Genomic DNA, 15,962 nt, shown 5'->3' on the forward strand with positions numbered 1-15,962 from the left:
GTGTTCTGGTGGTGCTACACCCACTCAGCCCACCCGCAACCAGCAGCGACAATCCTGGCGACCATGCCCACCGACACATACCTCGAAAACGCCTGGCAACAAGCCGTGCAAAACCACCAAGCCACCGGCACCATCCCCGGCTGGGGCGACGCAATCTGCTTCAACGAACTCCACCACACCACCCCCCTACCACAACACCTGGGACTAACCCCTCAACCAACACGTTTTGTCCTATAACCCCTGAACTGCCGCGCACACGCCCGGCACACCAGCCTCACGCGGCAACTATGAAGCCAGACCCCGAGAAGCATCTTTTTCATCCGGAGCCTCACAGGCTCGCATGATGACAAAAAGCACTCAACTCTGAGCTACTGACGACAGTCGATCATATTCAGCCTTCAGCATCCGCGCAGCATCGGTTGCTCGAACGGAAGGCTGCCAACTTTCCTGACAGAAAGATGCCGGTGCCTGACGGTGCATTTCGAGCACCTTCTCGCAATCAGCTAGTTCACTAGCCACAACGATACCCTCATCAGACAGCTTCTTCCAGAACGCAATCCCGTTAGGGTCAATCTCAATCCCAGAGACACCAATCTGATGATCCGGAAACCTCCGACGCAGCTCGAGGATAAGCTCTGTCCCCCAGCCAACACGACGGGCACAATGAGCAACCTTCAATCGAGTGACGGTAACTTGGCTGCCGCAAACACGAAAACTACATTGTGCCAAGGTTTCTTCTTTGAGCCCATGTTTTATGTGGTCAATACGAAGGTGCTCACGATTTTCGATCCATAATCTAAAGTTGCCAACACGACGTTGATTCCACGGACCGATAGCAGAGCCATTAGATGCCCGAACGAAGCGCGAAAAAAGTTTGTCAAACACAGCTACATTGTAGAATTAGGCGGGGGATAAAACCGGACTCTGCACATTGCGTGTCCAGCCGAATACTTCACTCAATGCCAGGACACCTGCGCATATGCGCCATGTCAGAGGCCACATGCTCAAGGCGTAGTCCACCTCTCCCGCAACGGCCCGTTTTCAGCACTTTTCTCCGAGGTGGTCTGCACTTTGGGTGCCGCACCACCTCGAGTCGCGACCTGACCGCCACCCGATGGGGGAATTGCACTACACGGGGGGTCCGACACGCCGGCGACACACTGTACGACGGCTTCATGTAGCGCAAACCCCCACCACTTCCGGCTTGGAGGGCGCCGCATCGCCTACAAGACCGGGCGCAATGTCGGTTGGCGCGAAAGAGTTCGCCCAGCACGGCCCCTACACCGGCACTTCCGCGAAAAAACTCGCCCAGCAAGCGCAAAAACGCCGAATTTGGGGTGTTGTGAGCGCGCAGGGCAAACTTTTTCGCGCCCGGCACGGCAACTACTCGAAATCAAAACGGTCAAGGTCATTACGACGCACTCACATTGTCCACGTGAAACCGCCGGCACCAATGTTCTCCTTCGGTAGCAAGTTGTTGAAACCGACGACACCACTGCGCGCCTCCCCGAGCTGACCAATGAAACCGCCATCACCATTGCGAGCCCTCAACACCCGAAAAACCAGCATTTTCCCCGCGCAAAGGTGTCACCGGTTTCAAGCCTGCACTCACTCGGGCCCGCAAAGGTGTCACCGGTTTCATCACGACGAAGCAGTGCACTAGATACGGCACCAATGCACCAGATAGCACAACATTGCACTGGCAACTAAGCAGTGCAATGCCTACCCAAGTAGTGCAATACCCCTGAGCAACAAGCTCGACCACGGAAAAGGGAACTCCTCAATTCCGCATGCAATTCCACCACAGCACACCCCCACAGAGCGTAGAATCCGTAGAATTCCAACGATCCAGCTTCACGCAACGAAGCTCATCTGAGGGAATTGCATGCGAAATTGTCAGGGCGGTGGGGCCAAGCCCCCCCAGAAAAGTCGCACGTAATTCGATTGAGCAAAGTTCCAACAAAGTCAGAAAACGTTGCAATTCCAACGACCTGAATTAAATGTTTGAAATAGTCGCAGGGGAACTACGTGTGAAATTGGGTGCGGTCTCAGCAATGCGGCAAGTGAGGTCTGGACGCGACACCTGCGCGGTAGCGGCGGGTCCTGGCCGGGCTTCGAGCCTACACGCCGAGCCGCACATCAGCAACCTGGCACCACTGGTGCGAAGGGCACCGGAGGGACCGGTGGGCCTGGCTGCGGTGCCCGTGGGCGGCGGCGGGGCCTGGCCGGGCTTCGAGGCGACGCGCCGAGCGAAGCTCGCGGCGCGGACGGCGAGCGGACGGGCCGCCGCCCACGGGCACAACCAGCAGCCCGGCCCGACAGCACACCACGCGGCACCCGGAACACCAGTGGCACCACAAGCAGCCACGCAACGCAAACGCGCGGCAGCCCGTCAGGGCCGCCGCGCGTTCACGCAACTAGTTCACACAGTCGAGAGCTGGGGGCACTCGACACAGTCGAGAGGCCGAGCATTCAGCGCAGTCGCGCAGCCACGACCTCGGCGACCTGGACCGCGTTGAGGGCAGCGCCCTTGCGCAGGTTGTCGCCGGAGACGACCAGGATGAGGCCGCGCTTGCCGTCAACCGCCTGATCCTGGCGGATGCGGCCCACGAGGACCTCGTCGCGGCCGGCGGCCTCGAGCGGGGTGGGGACGTCGACGACGCGCACGCCGGGAGCGTCGGCCAGCAAGGCGCGTGCCTGGTCGGGCGTGATGTCGCCGGCGAACTCGGCGTGAATGGTCAGGGTGTGGCCCGTGTAGACGGGGACGCGCACGCAGGTGCCGGACACGGCCAGGTCGGGGGTGTGCAGGATGCGACGCGACTCGTTGCGCAGCTTCTGCTCCTCGTCGGTCTCTTCGGAGCCGTCGTCGACAATGGAGCCGGCGAGCGGCACGACGTCGAAGGCGATGGGCGCGACGTACACGTTGGGTTCGGGCAGGGTGACGGCGCGGCCGTCGAGGGCGAGGCCCGGAAGGTCCTGCTTGACGCCGGCTTCGATCTGGCCGGTCAGCTCGGCGACGCCGGCGCGGCCTGACCCGGAGACGGCCTGGTAGGAGGACACGAAGAGGCGCTTGATGCCGCCGGCGGCCTCGACGAGGGGCTTGAGGACGGGCATGGCGGCCATGGTCGTGCAGTTGGGGTTCGCGATGATGCCCTTGGGGCGGTTGTCGACGTCGTCGGGGTTGACCTCGGAGACGACGAGCGGGACCTCGGGGTCCTTGCGCCATGCGGAGGAGTTGTCGACGACGACCGCGCCGGCGGCCGCGAACTTGGGGGCATACTCGCGCGAGGCAGTGGCACCCGCGGAGAACACGGCGATGTCAATGCCCGAGTAGTCGGCGGTCGCCACATCTTCGACGACGATGTCCTGTCCCTTCCACGGCAGGGTCGTGCCCGCCGAGCGAGCGGACGAGAAGAAACGAATCGTCTCGACCGGGAAACCCCGCTCCTCCAGCAGGGTGCGCATGACTCGGCCGACCTGGCCGGTGGCACCGACGACGGCGACATTGAAACCACTCATGGTGTTCTCCTTGTGTTGGTGCGCGCGCCCATACGACGGGGCGAACGCTGGGTGAAATCTATGGGGACGAGGCCGACCACACTCACCGGGAGCGCCGGAACCGCGCAGAAACAGCGGAGCCGGCCCGGGCCTCGTCGATGAACGATCAGCGGCCAGTGCCGCCGTAGACGACGGCCTCGGTTTCGGAGGCGTCGAGGCCGAAGGCGGTGTGGACTGCCTTGACGGCGCGGTCGAGGTCATCGAGGCGGGTGACGACGGAGATGCGGATCTCGGAGGTGGAGATCAGGTCGATGTTGATGCCCGCGTCGGACAGGGCGGAAAAGAGGCGCGCGGAGACGCCGGGGTTGGTGCGCATGCCGACGCCGACGAGGCTGAGCTTGCCGATGTTGGGGTTGTAGCGCAGCTCGTTGAAGCCGATTTCGTCGCGGTGGGCCTCGAGGGCGTCGAGGGCCTTCTGTGCGTCGCCTTCGGGCAGGGTGAAGGTGATGTTGGCCTTCGTGGGGTCGGAAATCGGCAGATTCTGGACGATCATATCGATGTTGGCACCGACCTCGGCGACGACAGCGAAGACGCGGGCGGCGACGCCGGGGCTGTTCGGCACGTCGGTGACGGTGATCTTGTCCTGCGAGCGGTCGTGAGCGATGCCGGAGATGACGGGCTTTTCCATGGCGTTTTCCTCTGGGGACTTCAGGGCGGCGTCGGGCACGAGGCCCTTGAGTTCGGGGTTTGCGGGGGCGTCGGAGATCCAGGTGCCGTTCTTTTCAGAGAACGAGGAACGCACGTGGAGGGGGACCCCGTAGCGGCGGGCGAATTCGACGGCCCGCAGGTGGAGGATCTTGGCACCGTGCGCGGCCATTTCCAGGGTTTCTTCCTGGGTGAGGGTGCGCAGGCGGTGGGCCTTGGGGACGATGCGCGGGTCGGCGGAGAAGAGGCCGTCGACGTCCGTGTAGATTTCGCACACGTCGGCGTGGAGGGCTGCGGCGAGGGCGACGGCGGTCGTGTCGGAGCCGCCGCGGCCGAGCGTTGTCACGTCGTCGTCCTTGGAGATGCCTTGGAATCCGGCGACGATGGCGACCTGGCCGTCCTTGACGGCGCGGGCGACGCGCTCGGGAACCATGCCGATGATCTGGGCGGCACCGAAGTGGCTGTCGGTTTTAATGCCGGCCTGCGCGCCGGTGTAGGCGCGGGCTTCAACGCCCAGTTCGTTGACGGCCATGGCCAGCAGCGCCATGGAGATGCGCTCGCCTGCGGACAGGAGGATGTCCATTTCACGCTCGGGCGGGTTGTCGGTGAGGGCGGCCGCCGAGTCGAGCAGGTCGTCCGTCGTGTCGCCCATGGCCGATACGACCACGACGACGCGGTGTCCCGCGTTGTGCGTGTCCACGATGCGCTGGGCGACACGCTTCATGGCTTCGGTGTCGGCGACGGAAGAACCGCCGTACTTTTGCACGATCAGTGCCACTGGACCCTCATTTCTATCGGTATATGCAGGTCTGCACGTATTCGGGCGGCACACGCCACCGTGTCAATCCTACGGCGCTCGCGCGATCCCGCTGGGAACTTCCGGTATATGAACGGGTAAACGGGGGTGACATTGAACGCGCGACTGCGAGCGGGCACACACAACGGACGAGGTCGGGGCCAGTCAGGCGGCTCGATTCCGTCTGGCGAGTCTTTAGAAAGCGGCACGAGGCCGGGGCACGCCGGACGGTACACACCCATTCGCACTCACTTTACGCCGCGGGCAGTGTCACGTCGATGACAGTTCCCTTTTCACTGTCAACCAGCCGCACCGACCCGCCCATGGCGCGCGCCAAGGACTCGACAATCGACATGCCCAAACCCGACGAGCCGCGCCCGTCGCGCGTGCGCGAGGAGTCGCCGCGCACGAAACGGTCGAACACGCGGTCGCGAATGTCAGCCGGGATGCCGGGTCCATCGTCTGCCACGCGGATCGTGATCATCGACGAGGCCTGGGCACCCGTCGCGCTCCCCCGCCCCTTCGCGGGGCCGCGGGGAGCAGCGGAGGCGGCCACGGCCTCGTCCCTGCTCCGAAGGACAGAGACGACGACGCGCGTGCCCGCGGGCGTGTGAACACGAGCGTTGGCCAGGAGGTTCGTGAGGATCTGACGCAGGGCGGACTCGTCGCCGAGGACCGGGGCACCCACGGCTTCCCCGAGCTCCCACGCATGGTCGGGGGCGACCACGTGCGCGTCGGACAGAGCGTCCAGAATCACGGGGATGACGTCGACGCGATCACACGTGAGAGCTCGGTTGCCGTCCAGTCGAGCGAGCGTCAGCATCTCCTCCACGAGGGAGGCCATGCGCGCCCCCTCCGAAGAGATGCGCTCGAGCGCCTGAGTGCGGGAGGCCTCGCCAATATCGCGGCGCGCGAGCTGCGCGTATCCCTGAACCGACGCGAGCGGCGTGCGCAGCTCATGCGAGGCGTCGGCGACGAACTGACGGAGCTTCGCCTCGCTGCGGGCGCGGCGTTCCATACCGTCCTCGACGGCGTCGATCATCGAGTTGAGGGCACCCGCGACATCCGCGACCTCGACGGGGCCGGCGGTCGTTTCCTCGCCGACCCGCGTCAAGTTTCCCGATTCATCGGCGAGGTCACGGCTCGCGATATCCGCAGCCGCCGCACGCACGACGCCGAGCGGGCGCAGCTCGCGGCGCACCCACGCGCGCCCTGCGAACCCAGCCGCAATCGCGACGACGAGGGACAGACCTATCTCAACCCCGACGAGCATCAAGACCACATCATCAATGCTGTCCATCGGGATGCCGACGAGCACGGTCTTCCCCTCGACCACGCGCGCGGTCACACGGAACGTTCCCATTCCCTTCAGGCGCACGGTGTGCATACCCCCATCCGCGGGGACAGCAGCCAGAATCGCCAGAGCCGGCGCATTCAGGTAGGTCACCGAAAAGTTCGAAACGACCGCGCCGGCCGCCTCGCCGTCCTCGCTCACGTACTGAAGGGTGCCCTCGGCGATGCCGGCGCCGCCGAACCCGTGTCCCTTAGGCCCACCAGGAACTAGCGGCCCGCCGGGACGAGGAGCATGGCCGCTCGACTGCAGGGTCGTGCGGGCACCGTCATCGTCGGAATCGTCGTCGGATTCCTCGTCGGAATCATCGTCGGAATCATCGTCCGTATCCACCTCGTCGTCCGGCGCATCCTCGACGGCCAGGCGCTCACCGGCGCGCTGCGAGAGACGATGCAGTTCGGAGTCCATATTGGCCAGCATCCAGGAGCGCATGACCAGCGTGGACGCCGCCACCATGACAATGAGCGCGAGCGCGACGCACGCAGCAAGCGCGCGCGACAGCCGCCCGGCCAAGGAAGGACGCCTCGTCACTGGGGTTCCCGCAGGATGTAGCCGGCACCTCGAACCGTGCGAATGAGGGCCGGGCGATCCGCGTCAATCTTCTTACGCAGGTAGGAGATGTAGAGTTCGACGACGTTCACCTGGCCGCCGAAGTCGTAGCTCCACACGGCATCCAGGATCTTCTGCTTCGATAGGACAATTCCAACGTTTTCCATCAGATACCGGAGCAATTCGAACTCAGTGTTCGTTAACGTGATCTCTTCCCCGCCGCGACGCACGTCATGGGAGTCCACATCCAGGGTCAAGTCCGCGACCTGCAGCACCGCTGACACCGTCTGCTGGGTGCGTCCCGCGCGGCGCAGCAGGGCCTCCACGCGGGCAGCCACCTCGTCCAAGTCGAAGGGCTTCGTCACGTAGTCGTCCGCGCCAGCGCGCAACCCCTGCACGCGATCAGCGACCGCGTCACGCGCAGTGAGGAAGAGGACCGGCAGCTCCGGATCACGAGCGCGCAGACGCGCCAGCGTCTCCAGTCCGTCCATGCGCGGCATCTGTACGTCCAGGATCACGATGTCCGGGTGGAAGCTCGACGCCTTCGCCAGCGCATCCAGCCCGTCCTTAGCCGTGGCCGTCTCCCAACCCTCGTGCCGCAGGGCCTGCGCGAGCAAGTCCGCCAGCATCGCCTCGTCGTCAACAACGAGCACACGGGGCACCCCGCCATTCGCCTGGGTCACCATCATGGCCTCCTCGTCTTCTCGCAGCGCGGTACCTACGATTGTGTCACACGTGCGTCACCGTGAGCAGAACACACGGCCTGGGAGGCGACAAACAGGGCAGGTCACGGGCATCGCTGCGCTGCGCTCCGTCGCCCGGGAGACTGCTCCCCCCTGCGCGCGGCGTGAGCGTGAGGCAGCTCCGGCCTCGTCGACAACGGATCAGAGGCGGCGACGCCCCTCAAGCGCGCGGCCCAGCGTCACCGAGTCCGCGTACTCCAGGTCGCCGCCCATGGGCAGGCCCATCGCCAGGCGCGAGGTCTCGACGCCCATCGTGGAGAGCATGCGCGCGAGGTAGGCGGCCGTCGCCTCGCCCTCGACGTTCGGGTTGGTCGCCAGGATGACCTCGGTGACCGTCCCGTCGGCGAGGCGGCTCATGAGCGAGGCGATGTTCAGCTGGTCCGGCCCCACCCCGTGGATCGGGTCGATGACGCCTCCGAGGACGTGGTAGCGCCCGCGGAAGACGCGTGCTCCCTCGATCGCCTGGATGTCCTTCGGTTCCTGGACGACGCAGATCGCGCTAGGGTCGCGGCGCGCGTCGCGGCAGATGGAGCACTGGTCCTCTTCCGTGAGATTGCCGCATATGTCGCAGTGGCGCACGCGCCCGCGCACGGCGTTGATCGCGTCAACGAGGCGCGCGACCTCATCGGGCTCCGCGTCCAGGACGTGCATGGCCATGCGCTGCGCGGACTTCGGGCCGATGCCGGGCAGTTGTCCGAACTGGTCGATGAGGTCGGCCAGGGCACCGTCGTACATGTCAGTATCCTCCCTCGGTCATCTTCTCTTCGATGACCCGTCCGCCGAGGATCTCCAGGACCGCAGCCAGGCCGATCGTCTGCGAGTGTTCAATGTTTTCGTCGTCGATGCTGGCGCTGTCGTCGTCGGCCGCGTGAGTGCGGGTCGAGGCGACGGTGGCTTCGCACTGGGCCTTCTCGCGCAGGGCGGCCTCGGCGGCGGCGCGGCCGGTGAGGGGGTTACCGGGACTCGCTTGGGCGGGCACGTCGGCGTCGGCAACCTGAGAATCCGGGGCAGCCGGGCGCATCGGCTCGGGCGCGGCTGCCAGCCACGAGGGGGGCTGCGGGGCAGCGGCCTGCTCAGCGGGTTCCTGCGGGGCCTGCGGTGACCAGTCCTGCGACGCCCACCCTGACGCGTCGGCTCCCTGCGCCGCCCATTCCTGCGGGGATACCTCCTGTTGGGCAGTGTCTTGCGAGGTCGGGGTAGCGCTGTGCGTCGGTTCCTCCGGCGGCGTCCACTGATCCGCGCCGTCGTCGAAGGAGACGGGCGCGCCTCCGGGGGTCGCAGCCGGGTCGCCCCACCCCGTCGGCGTGGCCGACGCGTAGGCAGCGGACTCGATGGGCGCATCGTCAAAGACGGGGGACGAGGCCGGGGCCGCGCTGTCAGCCTGCGCGGGTGCGACCGACGCTTCGTCAGCGGGGTCCGGGTCGCCAGGGTAGGTGAAGACCGTGAAGGAGTGCTTGCGTGGCGCGACCGGTGCTGTCGTCGTGGCACTCGGGTGTTCGTCGCGGGTGGGGGCCTTCGCACTCGCCTGGGCGAGGGCTCGGGCGGCTCTCTCGGGCAACGCTGGTCGCTCGGGCGCAGCAGGCTTCTCGTGCGTTGACGCGCTCTCGTACGAGGCGGGTTCACCAAACGTGTCGGGCGCGTCCTGCCAGTGTTGTTCTTCTGCGCGCGGTGTCTCTCGGCGCAGGGGGATCACCGCCGCGGTCGCCGGCCAGGCCGACTCCTCCGGCGTGCGTTCCGGCGCACGTTCCGGCGTGCGCTCGTGCGTGCGAGCAGGTTCGGGTGCTCGCGCGGGTTCGGGCCACCCGCCGTCATTGTCGGGCGCGGGGTCCTCGTGGTATGCCGCCTGCGCGGCGGCCTCGTCAAAAGGGGGCGGCTCCGAGACCCATCCTCCGCGCTGGGGCTGACGCGGTTGACCGCCCGAGCGCGATGCCTGCGCCGACGGACCCGTCGTTGCCGGGCCACCCAAGGCCTGCCCCACCTGCGCGGACACGGTAACGGTCAGACCGGTGACCTCGCGGACGGCCTTCTCGACGTCAGCAGCGCGGGAGCCGCGCGAGAATGCGTTAACCATGGCCTCGACGGGAAATAGCAGCACCACGGCGGAGCCATCCACGGCTCCGAGCTGCGCGTTGCCGCCGACCATCGACCAGGTGACGCGGCTGATCGAGGACAGTCGTTCGACGACCTCGTTCCATCGTCCGCGCAGCATGTCGGCCTCGCGGCCTCCGGGGGTCAGGGAGGCCGAAGTGTCGCGGTTCGCTCGCTCCTGGTCGTGAGCTTCCCGGCGCACCGGTTCGTGACTGCGCGCGTCGGGTCGCGGCTGGGCGGGGCGCTGCGCGGGGGCCTCGCGGCCTTCGGGGACCTCAGGACGGCCCTGCTGGCGCGTCGCCTGGCCGCCCGAATGCTGCGCCGGAGCGCGTTCGCCCTGGCGTGCGCCACCCTGCTGATCGTAGCGCTCGCTGCGACCCCACTCGTGCTGGTCGCTTGAGGACCGCTCGCCGCGCTCGCGAGCGGACCGCTCGTTCGCGGGGTGCTCAGCTCGATCACCTACGGGGCGCTCGCCGCGCCCCCCTGAGAGTCGCTCCCCCGGCGCGTGCTGCGCGGGTTCCTGAGAGGCCTCGGACGAACGAGGCGCAGGACTCGCGGAACCCCAATCGGGGCCGCTCCCCCACGCGGGCATCCCCTGGGGCGCGGGTGCGGACGAGGCAGGCGACGCGGGCGTCTGCGCGGCGGGGGCCGAGGCCTCGGCGCGCTCCTGCTTCTTACGAGCCAGGGCCTCGCGTGCCTCGCGAGCGCCGAAACGACCCGAGGAGGCCTCGGACGACGAAACGGAGGACACCTGGCGCGGCGCTCCCCCACCGGTCATTCCGACCATACCCTGGACGGGACCCGGTGCGGGTGCGGCGGTGGGTGCGGGCACGAGGATACGCCCCACGAGGAGCTCGAGCTGGAGTCGGGGTGAGGTCGCGCCCGTCGTGGCGCGCAGGGCCTCGTCGGTCAGGTCCGCGGCGCGGGAGAGGCCGTGCGGCCCCCAATTCTGGGCCTGTCGCTGCATGCGCTCGAACTGGTCCTGCGGAGTGTCGGCCAGGACATCACGCGCGCCGTCGCCGGCGACTGCGATGATGAGCAGGTCGCGCAGGCGCTGGAGGAGGTCCTCAACGAAGCGGCGCGGGTCGTGGCCGGACTCGACCATGCGCTCGACGACACGGAAGGCCGCAGCGCCGTCACCACCCGCGAGGGCGTCGACGGACTGGTCGAGCAGCGCGGAATCCGTGTACCCGAGCAGCGCCACCGCTGTCTGGTAGGTGACCTGGCCGTCGATCGCGCCGGCCATCAGCTGATCGAGCACCGAGAGGGTGTCTCTCACCGAGCCGCCGCCCGCACGCATGACGAGGGTCAGGACACCCTCTCCCACGCTGATGTGTTCCTCGGCGCACAGGGTCGTCAGATACGGGCCGAGGACGTCCGGCGGGACCAAGCGGAACGGGTAGTGGTGGGTGCGCGAGCGGATCGTGCCGATGACGCGCTCGGGTTCCGTCGTCGCGAAAACAAACTTGACGTGCTCGGGCGGCTCCTCGACGAGCTTGAGCAACGCGTTGAAGCCCTGGTTCGTGACCATGTGGGCCTCGTCGATGATGAAGATCTTGTAGCGGTCGCGCACCGGCGCGAAGGTGGCGCGCTCGCGCAGGTCACGCGCGTCATCGACGCCGCCGTGCGAGGCCGCGTCGATCTCGACGACGTCGAGCGAACCGGGGCCGCCGGTGGCCAGCTCGCGGCAGGATTCGCACTGACCGCACGGGGTATCCGTGGGACCCTGCGCACAGTTCAGACAGCGCGCCAGGATGCGCGCGGACGTTGTCTTGCCGCATCCGCGCGGCCCCGAGAACAGGTACGCGTGCGTGACGCGATTCGCGCGCAGCGCCGCCTTCAGAGGCTCCGTCACGTGCTCCTGCCCGATCACCTGGTCGAAGGTGTCGGGGCGATACCGGCGATACAGTGCTGTGGTCACCCTCCAAGCCTAGTTGGTCCCACCGCCGTCTGCGTCCCGCGCCGCGCGTTCCACAGCCGCCCTCAGCGACGAGTCCGTCGCTGAGTATGCGCTCCCCTGCGATCGGTGTGTGGTGTGGTGGGAGAGATGTGGCAGGGGCGCGGGACCGTGGTGGTCTCGCGCCCCTGCCTGGGGTTACCTGGTGTCAGTCGTGGTACCCGTTAGCCGTCCCGGCGTTCGCGGCGGCGCTTGGCGCCGATGGCCAGTGCGCCGGCTGGAACCTCGACACTAACAATGTAGGCCCGCAGGGCACAGGAACACTGAAGCGACCACGGCCTCGTCCCCTACGAGGCCTGCTCCGAGGAGAGGTGACCGCCGTCCATCGCGAAGGTGCGGTCCGCGTAGCGGCGTGCCTCGGGTTCATGGGTGACGATCAGGACGGCTGCTCCCCCATCGGCTGCCTCGCGCAGGAGGCGTAGGACGGTGGTCGCGTTCTCGGCATCCAGGCCGGCCGTCGGCTCGTCGGCCAGGACGATGCTCGGGTTCATGAGGAGCGCGCGGGCCACGGCGACGCGGCGCAGCTCGCCGCCGGACAACTCATTGGGGCGTGCGTCCGCCAGATCGGACAGCCCCACGGCACCCAAGAGTTCCTCGGCGCGCACCCGCGGTGGCTCGGCCTTGGCATAAAGCACGGAAGGCAGCAGCACGTTCTCGAGCACGCTCAAGCTGCGCAGCGCCGTGTGCCCCTGCGGGATCAGACCGATGCGCTCGTTACGCAAGCGCGAGCGTTCCTCGTCGCGCATCGCGTACAGGTCCGCTTCCCCCAGCCGAACCGTGCCGGCCGTGGGCGGGAGCATGCCCGCGAGCATGGACAGCAGCGTGCTCTTACCGCTGCCCGAATGCCCGGTGATGACGGTCAACTGCCCCGCCTCCAGCGCAAGGTCGAGCGGTGCCACCGCAGTAAAGACACGGCTCCCCTTGCGGGCACGGGGGAAATCCTTCGTGAGGGAGGTCGCTTCAATGAGCATGTCACTCGCCTTCCTTGAGTAGGGCGCTGGCATCCGCCGTATTCAGGGCGCGCAGCGCTATCCACGATGATACGAGGGCGACCAGACCCATCGCGGCCACAGTCCCCGCCGCCAAACTGGTGATCACGGGGAGGGAGGGGATCAGGAACCCCAGGCCAATTGTTTGTCTCACGAGCCCGGAGAAGGAGGTGATGAGAACCCCTGAAACGAGGACGCCCAGGCCCGCGCCGACCGCGTTCACGGCCACGGACTCGGACACGACGATCCGCGCGACCAGGCCCTTATGCGCGCCCAGGGCAATGAGCGTGCCGAACTCGCGTTGACGCTCGACGATCATCAGGACGAAGATCAGGGTGATCATCGCCACGCCCACGCCCCATACGAGCGCCACCAGCACCGTCACCGTGCGCGAGGTCGCCTCCAGCGAGCGCGCGATGCCACTGACCATCGTCATCGAGGTCGTCACGCTCACCCCGGGCACACTCGCCTGGATGTCGGCGGCGACCGCATCGACGTCACGGCCGGGCGCAACCCTCACCATGACCGAAGAGATGATGTGGCCAGTGTCGAGGGTCGTGTACTTGTTGAGGCCCTTGTCCAGGGAGGAATCGATGAGGATGCGCGCGGTATCGAAGTTGGCGTACACCGCGTTATCCAGCGTCGATCCGGTGGTGTCGAATTGGGCGACGACGCGCAGCTTGTTGCCGAACAGCGAGAATTTCTCCGGGTCCGCCACGCCGACGTTCGCGCCGACGATGACCTCCATGTCGCCGAGGTCCAAGGCCCCCACCGTGTCAGAGATCCACGGCTGGATGGTGAAGTCCGTCGCCGGGTCGAATGCGATGACCTGGTAGCGTCCCGAGCAGCACGAGGCGCGGGCGGTGGCCAGGAAAAGCTGGGCGGACGCGGCCTCGACGCCGTCGACGGCGGCGACCTGGTCGCGGGTGGCCTCGTCCATGTAGAAGTAGGAGGGTTCGGCACCCACCAGGAACGCCTGCGGGTCAAAGTCGTCGGCGTCCGCGGGCGTCACCATGATGTCCGCGCCGAGGCGCGACTCAACGGTTCGCAGGCCCCGGTCGATACCCGACACCAGCATGGTCCCGCCGAACATCGCCATCGTCATGAGCATTGAGAAGACCACGAGGGTCCCCGTGCGCACCGGGTAGCCGCGCAGGTTCATCCAGGGCAGTCGCGCGAGCGAAAGCATGTGTGTCCTCCTGTCGTGCGCCTAGATCGGCGCGAGCTTGTTTCCCTGCGCGGCGCGGCTTACCCGCGCCAGCGCGAGGCGGGTTCCGGCCACGCCGAAGGCTACCAGCAGGGCGACGGTCATGAGCGCGAGGGGTGCCGACCTGGCCGGGGTGGTCAGCGCTGCGAGCGCGGGGGCATCACCGAGCAGGGGTAGGGCGGCGGCTCCGACGACGACGCCCGCGAGCGCGCCCGCCGCGTGGACGATGAGGGATTCGGCGGTCATGACGCGGGCGATGGTCGCGCGTGAGGCTCCGATGGATCGCCAGACGAATATTTCGTGGCGACGTTCGTTCATGAGGGTGGCTTGGGCGACCATGAGGGCTGCGAGCAGGATCAGCCAGGCGGCACCGAGGATGCCGAGGAGGACGCTTCGGTGGGCGCTCACGTCCGAGGCCGTGGCTGCGACAGCGACATCGGAGCGCACGGCGGTCACTTTGCGCACGTAGAGGTTGATCCACTCGGTCACTGCGCCGACGTCGCTCGGATTGGTGACCCGCACGAGGGCGACCGTGTAGTCCTGGTCGGGGTTCAGGGAGACGTAGGCGTCGACGCCGGATTCGGTGGAGGCTGCGATGACCTGGCGTAGCGTGTCCATGGTGACGAAGATGATGGTATCCGTGTCGGTGCCGGTTGCTTCCAGGTGTGCGCCGACCGGCCATTGCTTCCCGAAGAGCGTGACCTGGCCGTCCGGATCCTGGCGCACGGCGGCACCGACCGCGACGGTCCCCGCCGGGGGCGCTGTCCCCTCACCCTCGGCAATCCACGGGGAGATAACGAAGTCGGTCGCCGGGTCGTAACCGACGATCCACAGGGGCGTCCCGTCCGGCTGCGTGTCCGCGATGGCGAGCTGGACGGTGACGGCCGAAATGTCCTCGTTGGCGTCCATGCGCGACAGGGCCGCGCGCGGTTGGTCGCATTGGGCGGGGGTGCCGAGCATGCTCAGCTGCCTCTTATCGACCTGGTTCAGGCAGGTCGTCGGGTAGACGACGAGGTCGGCACCAAGCCTGCGCTCGGCCAGGCTCAGCTGCGCGCGCATGCCGTCGAGCGCCACGAGGCCAACAAACACGCACGCCGCTTGGGCGAGCGCGAGCACCAGGATGATCGCGGCGCGCACCGGGTGCGCCCGGATGTTCTTGACGGGAACGAGGCGCAGCGTGAGGTCACGCGTCATTGCTGACCTCCGCCGACCTCGGCGATATCGATCCACAGAGCGGGGCGCACCCCGTAGAGGACGTCGACGTTCGCGCCGCTGGGCAGCGGAGTGCCCGCGGTATCGACGTATTGCGCGGCGAAGGCGTAGGTGCCCGGCGAGCGCAGCCACCAGTCGGCGGTCCCGTCCTCGCTGACGGCCAGGGGACCCGAGGCCGCGGCCTGGCTGGCGGGTGCCGCACCGATATCGGATCGGTTCGCGCTGCCGCTCAGGTAGACGCCGCTCTCCTGCTCGCTCAACGCGAAGACGCGGTCCTGCGTAGGCGCGCCACCCGGAGTCCCCGCGATCGACTGGTCCGCGTTCTCGTTGAGGACGGAGGGGATAATTCCCTGCTGGGCGGGAGTAAAGGCCGAGGCGAAAAAGTCCCCGTTCATCCACGCGCGCAGATCGGAGTCAGCCCACGTGACATCTTGGAAAGGCACGTGGTTGTACTGGCGGGCCTCCAGCACGTCGGCGCTGAGGACCAGGAGGCGATCATCGAAACGCTCGAGCACGATCCACTGAATCGGCTCGGGTCCGTTCGCCTCGTTCCCGTCCTGCTCGAAGGAACCGAAGTCGATTACGTCCCCCTTGGCCGCCCTCCGGTAGGGCACTGCCGGGTCTTTTTCGACGAGGCACGCCCCGCGCTGCGCCGCGTCCGCGTAGCCCCCAAGCCCAACGAAGATAGCGTACGCGCCCGAGGCGTCCCCGGCCTCGGCCAGGCGCACCGCCTCCGCATAACGCTCCCCGCGCTGATGGTTGTAGACCACGAAACCGAGGGTCAACGCGAGGAAAACCGCCGCAAGTGCGACGGCCCCCTTCTTGATGGATGCCTGGGACAGGCGGGCGCGTGTCACCGCTCTAGTG

At 67.2% G+C, this 15,962-nt stretch carries 12 protein-coding genes; 1 reads left to right on the forward strand and 11 read right to left on the reverse strand.

The genetic code is table 11. The features are described from left to right. A partial coding sequence (locus tag QZ149_RS04475; protein ID WP_291450072.1) for a hypothetical protein occupies window positions 1–237 on the forward strand: 237 nt, incomplete at its 5' end. A gap of 120 nt (window positions 238–357) precedes the next feature. Here QZ149_RS04475 and QZ149_RS04480 read toward each other — a convergent pair. The 11 genes from QZ149_RS04480 to QZ149_RS04530 all read right to left on the reverse strand — a co-directional run bounded on the left by QZ149_RS04480 (window position 358) and on the right by QZ149_RS04530 (window position 15,952). Next, the gene (locus QZ149_RS04480) at window positions 358–885 is read right to left on the reverse strand and encodes a hypothetical protein (RefSeq protein ID WP_291450073.1); all 528 of its coding nucleotides are present in this window, start codon (window positions 883–885) and stop codon (window positions 358–360) included. A gap of 1,587 nt (window positions 886–2,472) precedes the next feature. Continuing rightward, window positions 2,473–3,519, reverse strand: coding sequence for an aspartate-semialdehyde dehydrogenase (locus tag QZ149_RS04485; protein ID WP_291450074.1), 1,047 nt, complete (start codon window positions 3,517–3,519; stop codon window positions 2,473–2,475). Between the two features lie 145 nt (window positions 3,520–3,664). Then, window positions 3,665–4,981 (reverse strand): aspartate kinase, encoded by a 1,317-nt coding sequence (locus QZ149_RS04490; RefSeq protein WP_291450075.1) that lies wholly within the window; start codon window positions 4,979–4,981, stop codon window positions 3,665–3,667. Window positions 4,982–5,252: 271 nt separating this feature from the next. Next, the gene (locus QZ149_RS04495) at window positions 5,253–6,881 is read right to left on the reverse strand and encodes a HAMP domain-containing sensor histidine kinase (RefSeq protein WP_291450076.1); all 1,629 of its coding nucleotides are present in this window, start codon (window positions 6,879–6,881) and stop codon (window positions 5,253–5,255) included. Next, complete coding sequence (locus tag QZ149_RS04500; RefSeq protein WP_291450077.1) at window positions 6,878–7,588, reverse strand: response regulator transcription factor; 711 nt, start codon at window positions 7,586–7,588, stop codon at window positions 6,878–6,880. Before QZ149_RS04500 ends, QZ149_RS04495 begins: the two co-directional genes overlap by 4 nt. A 195-nt stretch (window positions 7,589–7,783) precedes the next feature. Beyond that, window positions 7,784–8,377 (reverse strand): recombination mediator RecR, encoded by a 594-nt coding sequence (gene recR / locus QZ149_RS04505; protein WP_009648776.1) that lies wholly within the window; start codon window positions 8,375–8,377, stop codon window positions 7,784–7,786. Window position 8,378: 1 nt separating this feature from the next. Continuing rightward, a complete protein-coding gene (locus tag QZ149_RS04510) occupies window positions 8,379–11,651 on the reverse strand; it encodes a DNA polymerase III subunit gamma and tau (protein WP_291450078.1) in 3,273 nt (1,090 codons plus the stop codon). A 323-nt stretch (window positions 11,652–11,974) separates the two neighbouring features. After that, window positions 11,975–12,658, reverse strand: a complete 684-nt coding sequence (locus QZ149_RS04515) for an ABC transporter ATP-binding protein (RefSeq protein WP_291450079.1) — start codon at window positions 12,656–12,658, stop codon at window positions 11,975–11,977. A 1-nt stretch (window position 12,659) separates the two neighbouring features. Beyond that, a complete protein-coding gene (locus QZ149_RS04520) occupies window positions 12,660–13,865 on the reverse strand; it encodes an FtsX-like permease family protein (protein ID WP_291450080.1) in 1,206 nt (401 codons plus the stop codon). Window positions 13,866–13,886: 21 nt separating this feature from the next. Next, on the reverse strand, window positions 13,887–15,077 hold the full coding sequence (locus tag QZ149_RS04525) for an FtsX-like permease family protein (protein WP_291450081.1): 1,191 nt from the start codon (window positions 15,075–15,077) through the stop codon (window positions 13,887–13,889). After that, window positions 15,074–15,952 carry a DUF6273 domain-containing protein gene (locus QZ149_RS04530; protein ID WP_291450082.1) on the reverse strand — a complete coding sequence of 293 codons (879 nt, stop codon included), beginning with the start codon at window positions 15,950–15,952 and terminating at the stop codon, window positions 15,074–15,076. Before QZ149_RS04530 ends, QZ149_RS04525 begins: the two co-directional genes overlap by 4 nt. Between the last annotated feature and the right edge of the window lie 10 nt (window positions 15,953–15,962).

The sequence above is a fragment of the Actinomyces sp. ICM47 genome (assembly GCF_905369875.1).
Taxonomy (GTDB): domain Bacteria; phylum Actinomycetota; class Actinomycetes; order Actinomycetales; family Actinomycetaceae; genus Pauljensenia.

Coding starts and splice junctions, on each gene's coding strand:
- QZ149_RS04485 (WP_291450074.1), bottom strand. CDS start 3,519: ATGAGTGGTTTCAATGTCGCCGTCGTCGGTGCCACCGGCCAGGTCGGC.
- QZ149_RS04500 (WP_291450077.1), bottom strand. CDS start 7,588: ATGATGGTGACCCAGGCGAATGGCGGGGTGCCCCGTGTGCTCGTTGTT.
- recR (WP_009648776.1), bottom strand. CDS start 8,377: ATGTACGACGGTGCCCTGGCCGACCTCATCGACCAGTTCGGACAACTG.
- QZ149_RS04515 (WP_291450079.1), bottom strand. CDS start 12,658: ATGCTCATTGAAGCGACCTCCCTCACGAAGGATTTCCCCCGTGCCCGC.
- QZ149_RS04520 (WP_291450080.1), bottom strand. CDS start 13,865: ATGCTTTCGCTCGCGCGACTGCCCTGGATGAACCTGCGCGGCTACCCG.
- QZ149_RS04525 (WP_291450081.1), bottom strand. CDS start 15,077: ATGACGCGTGACCTCACGCTGCGCCTCGTTCCCGTCAAGAACATCCGG.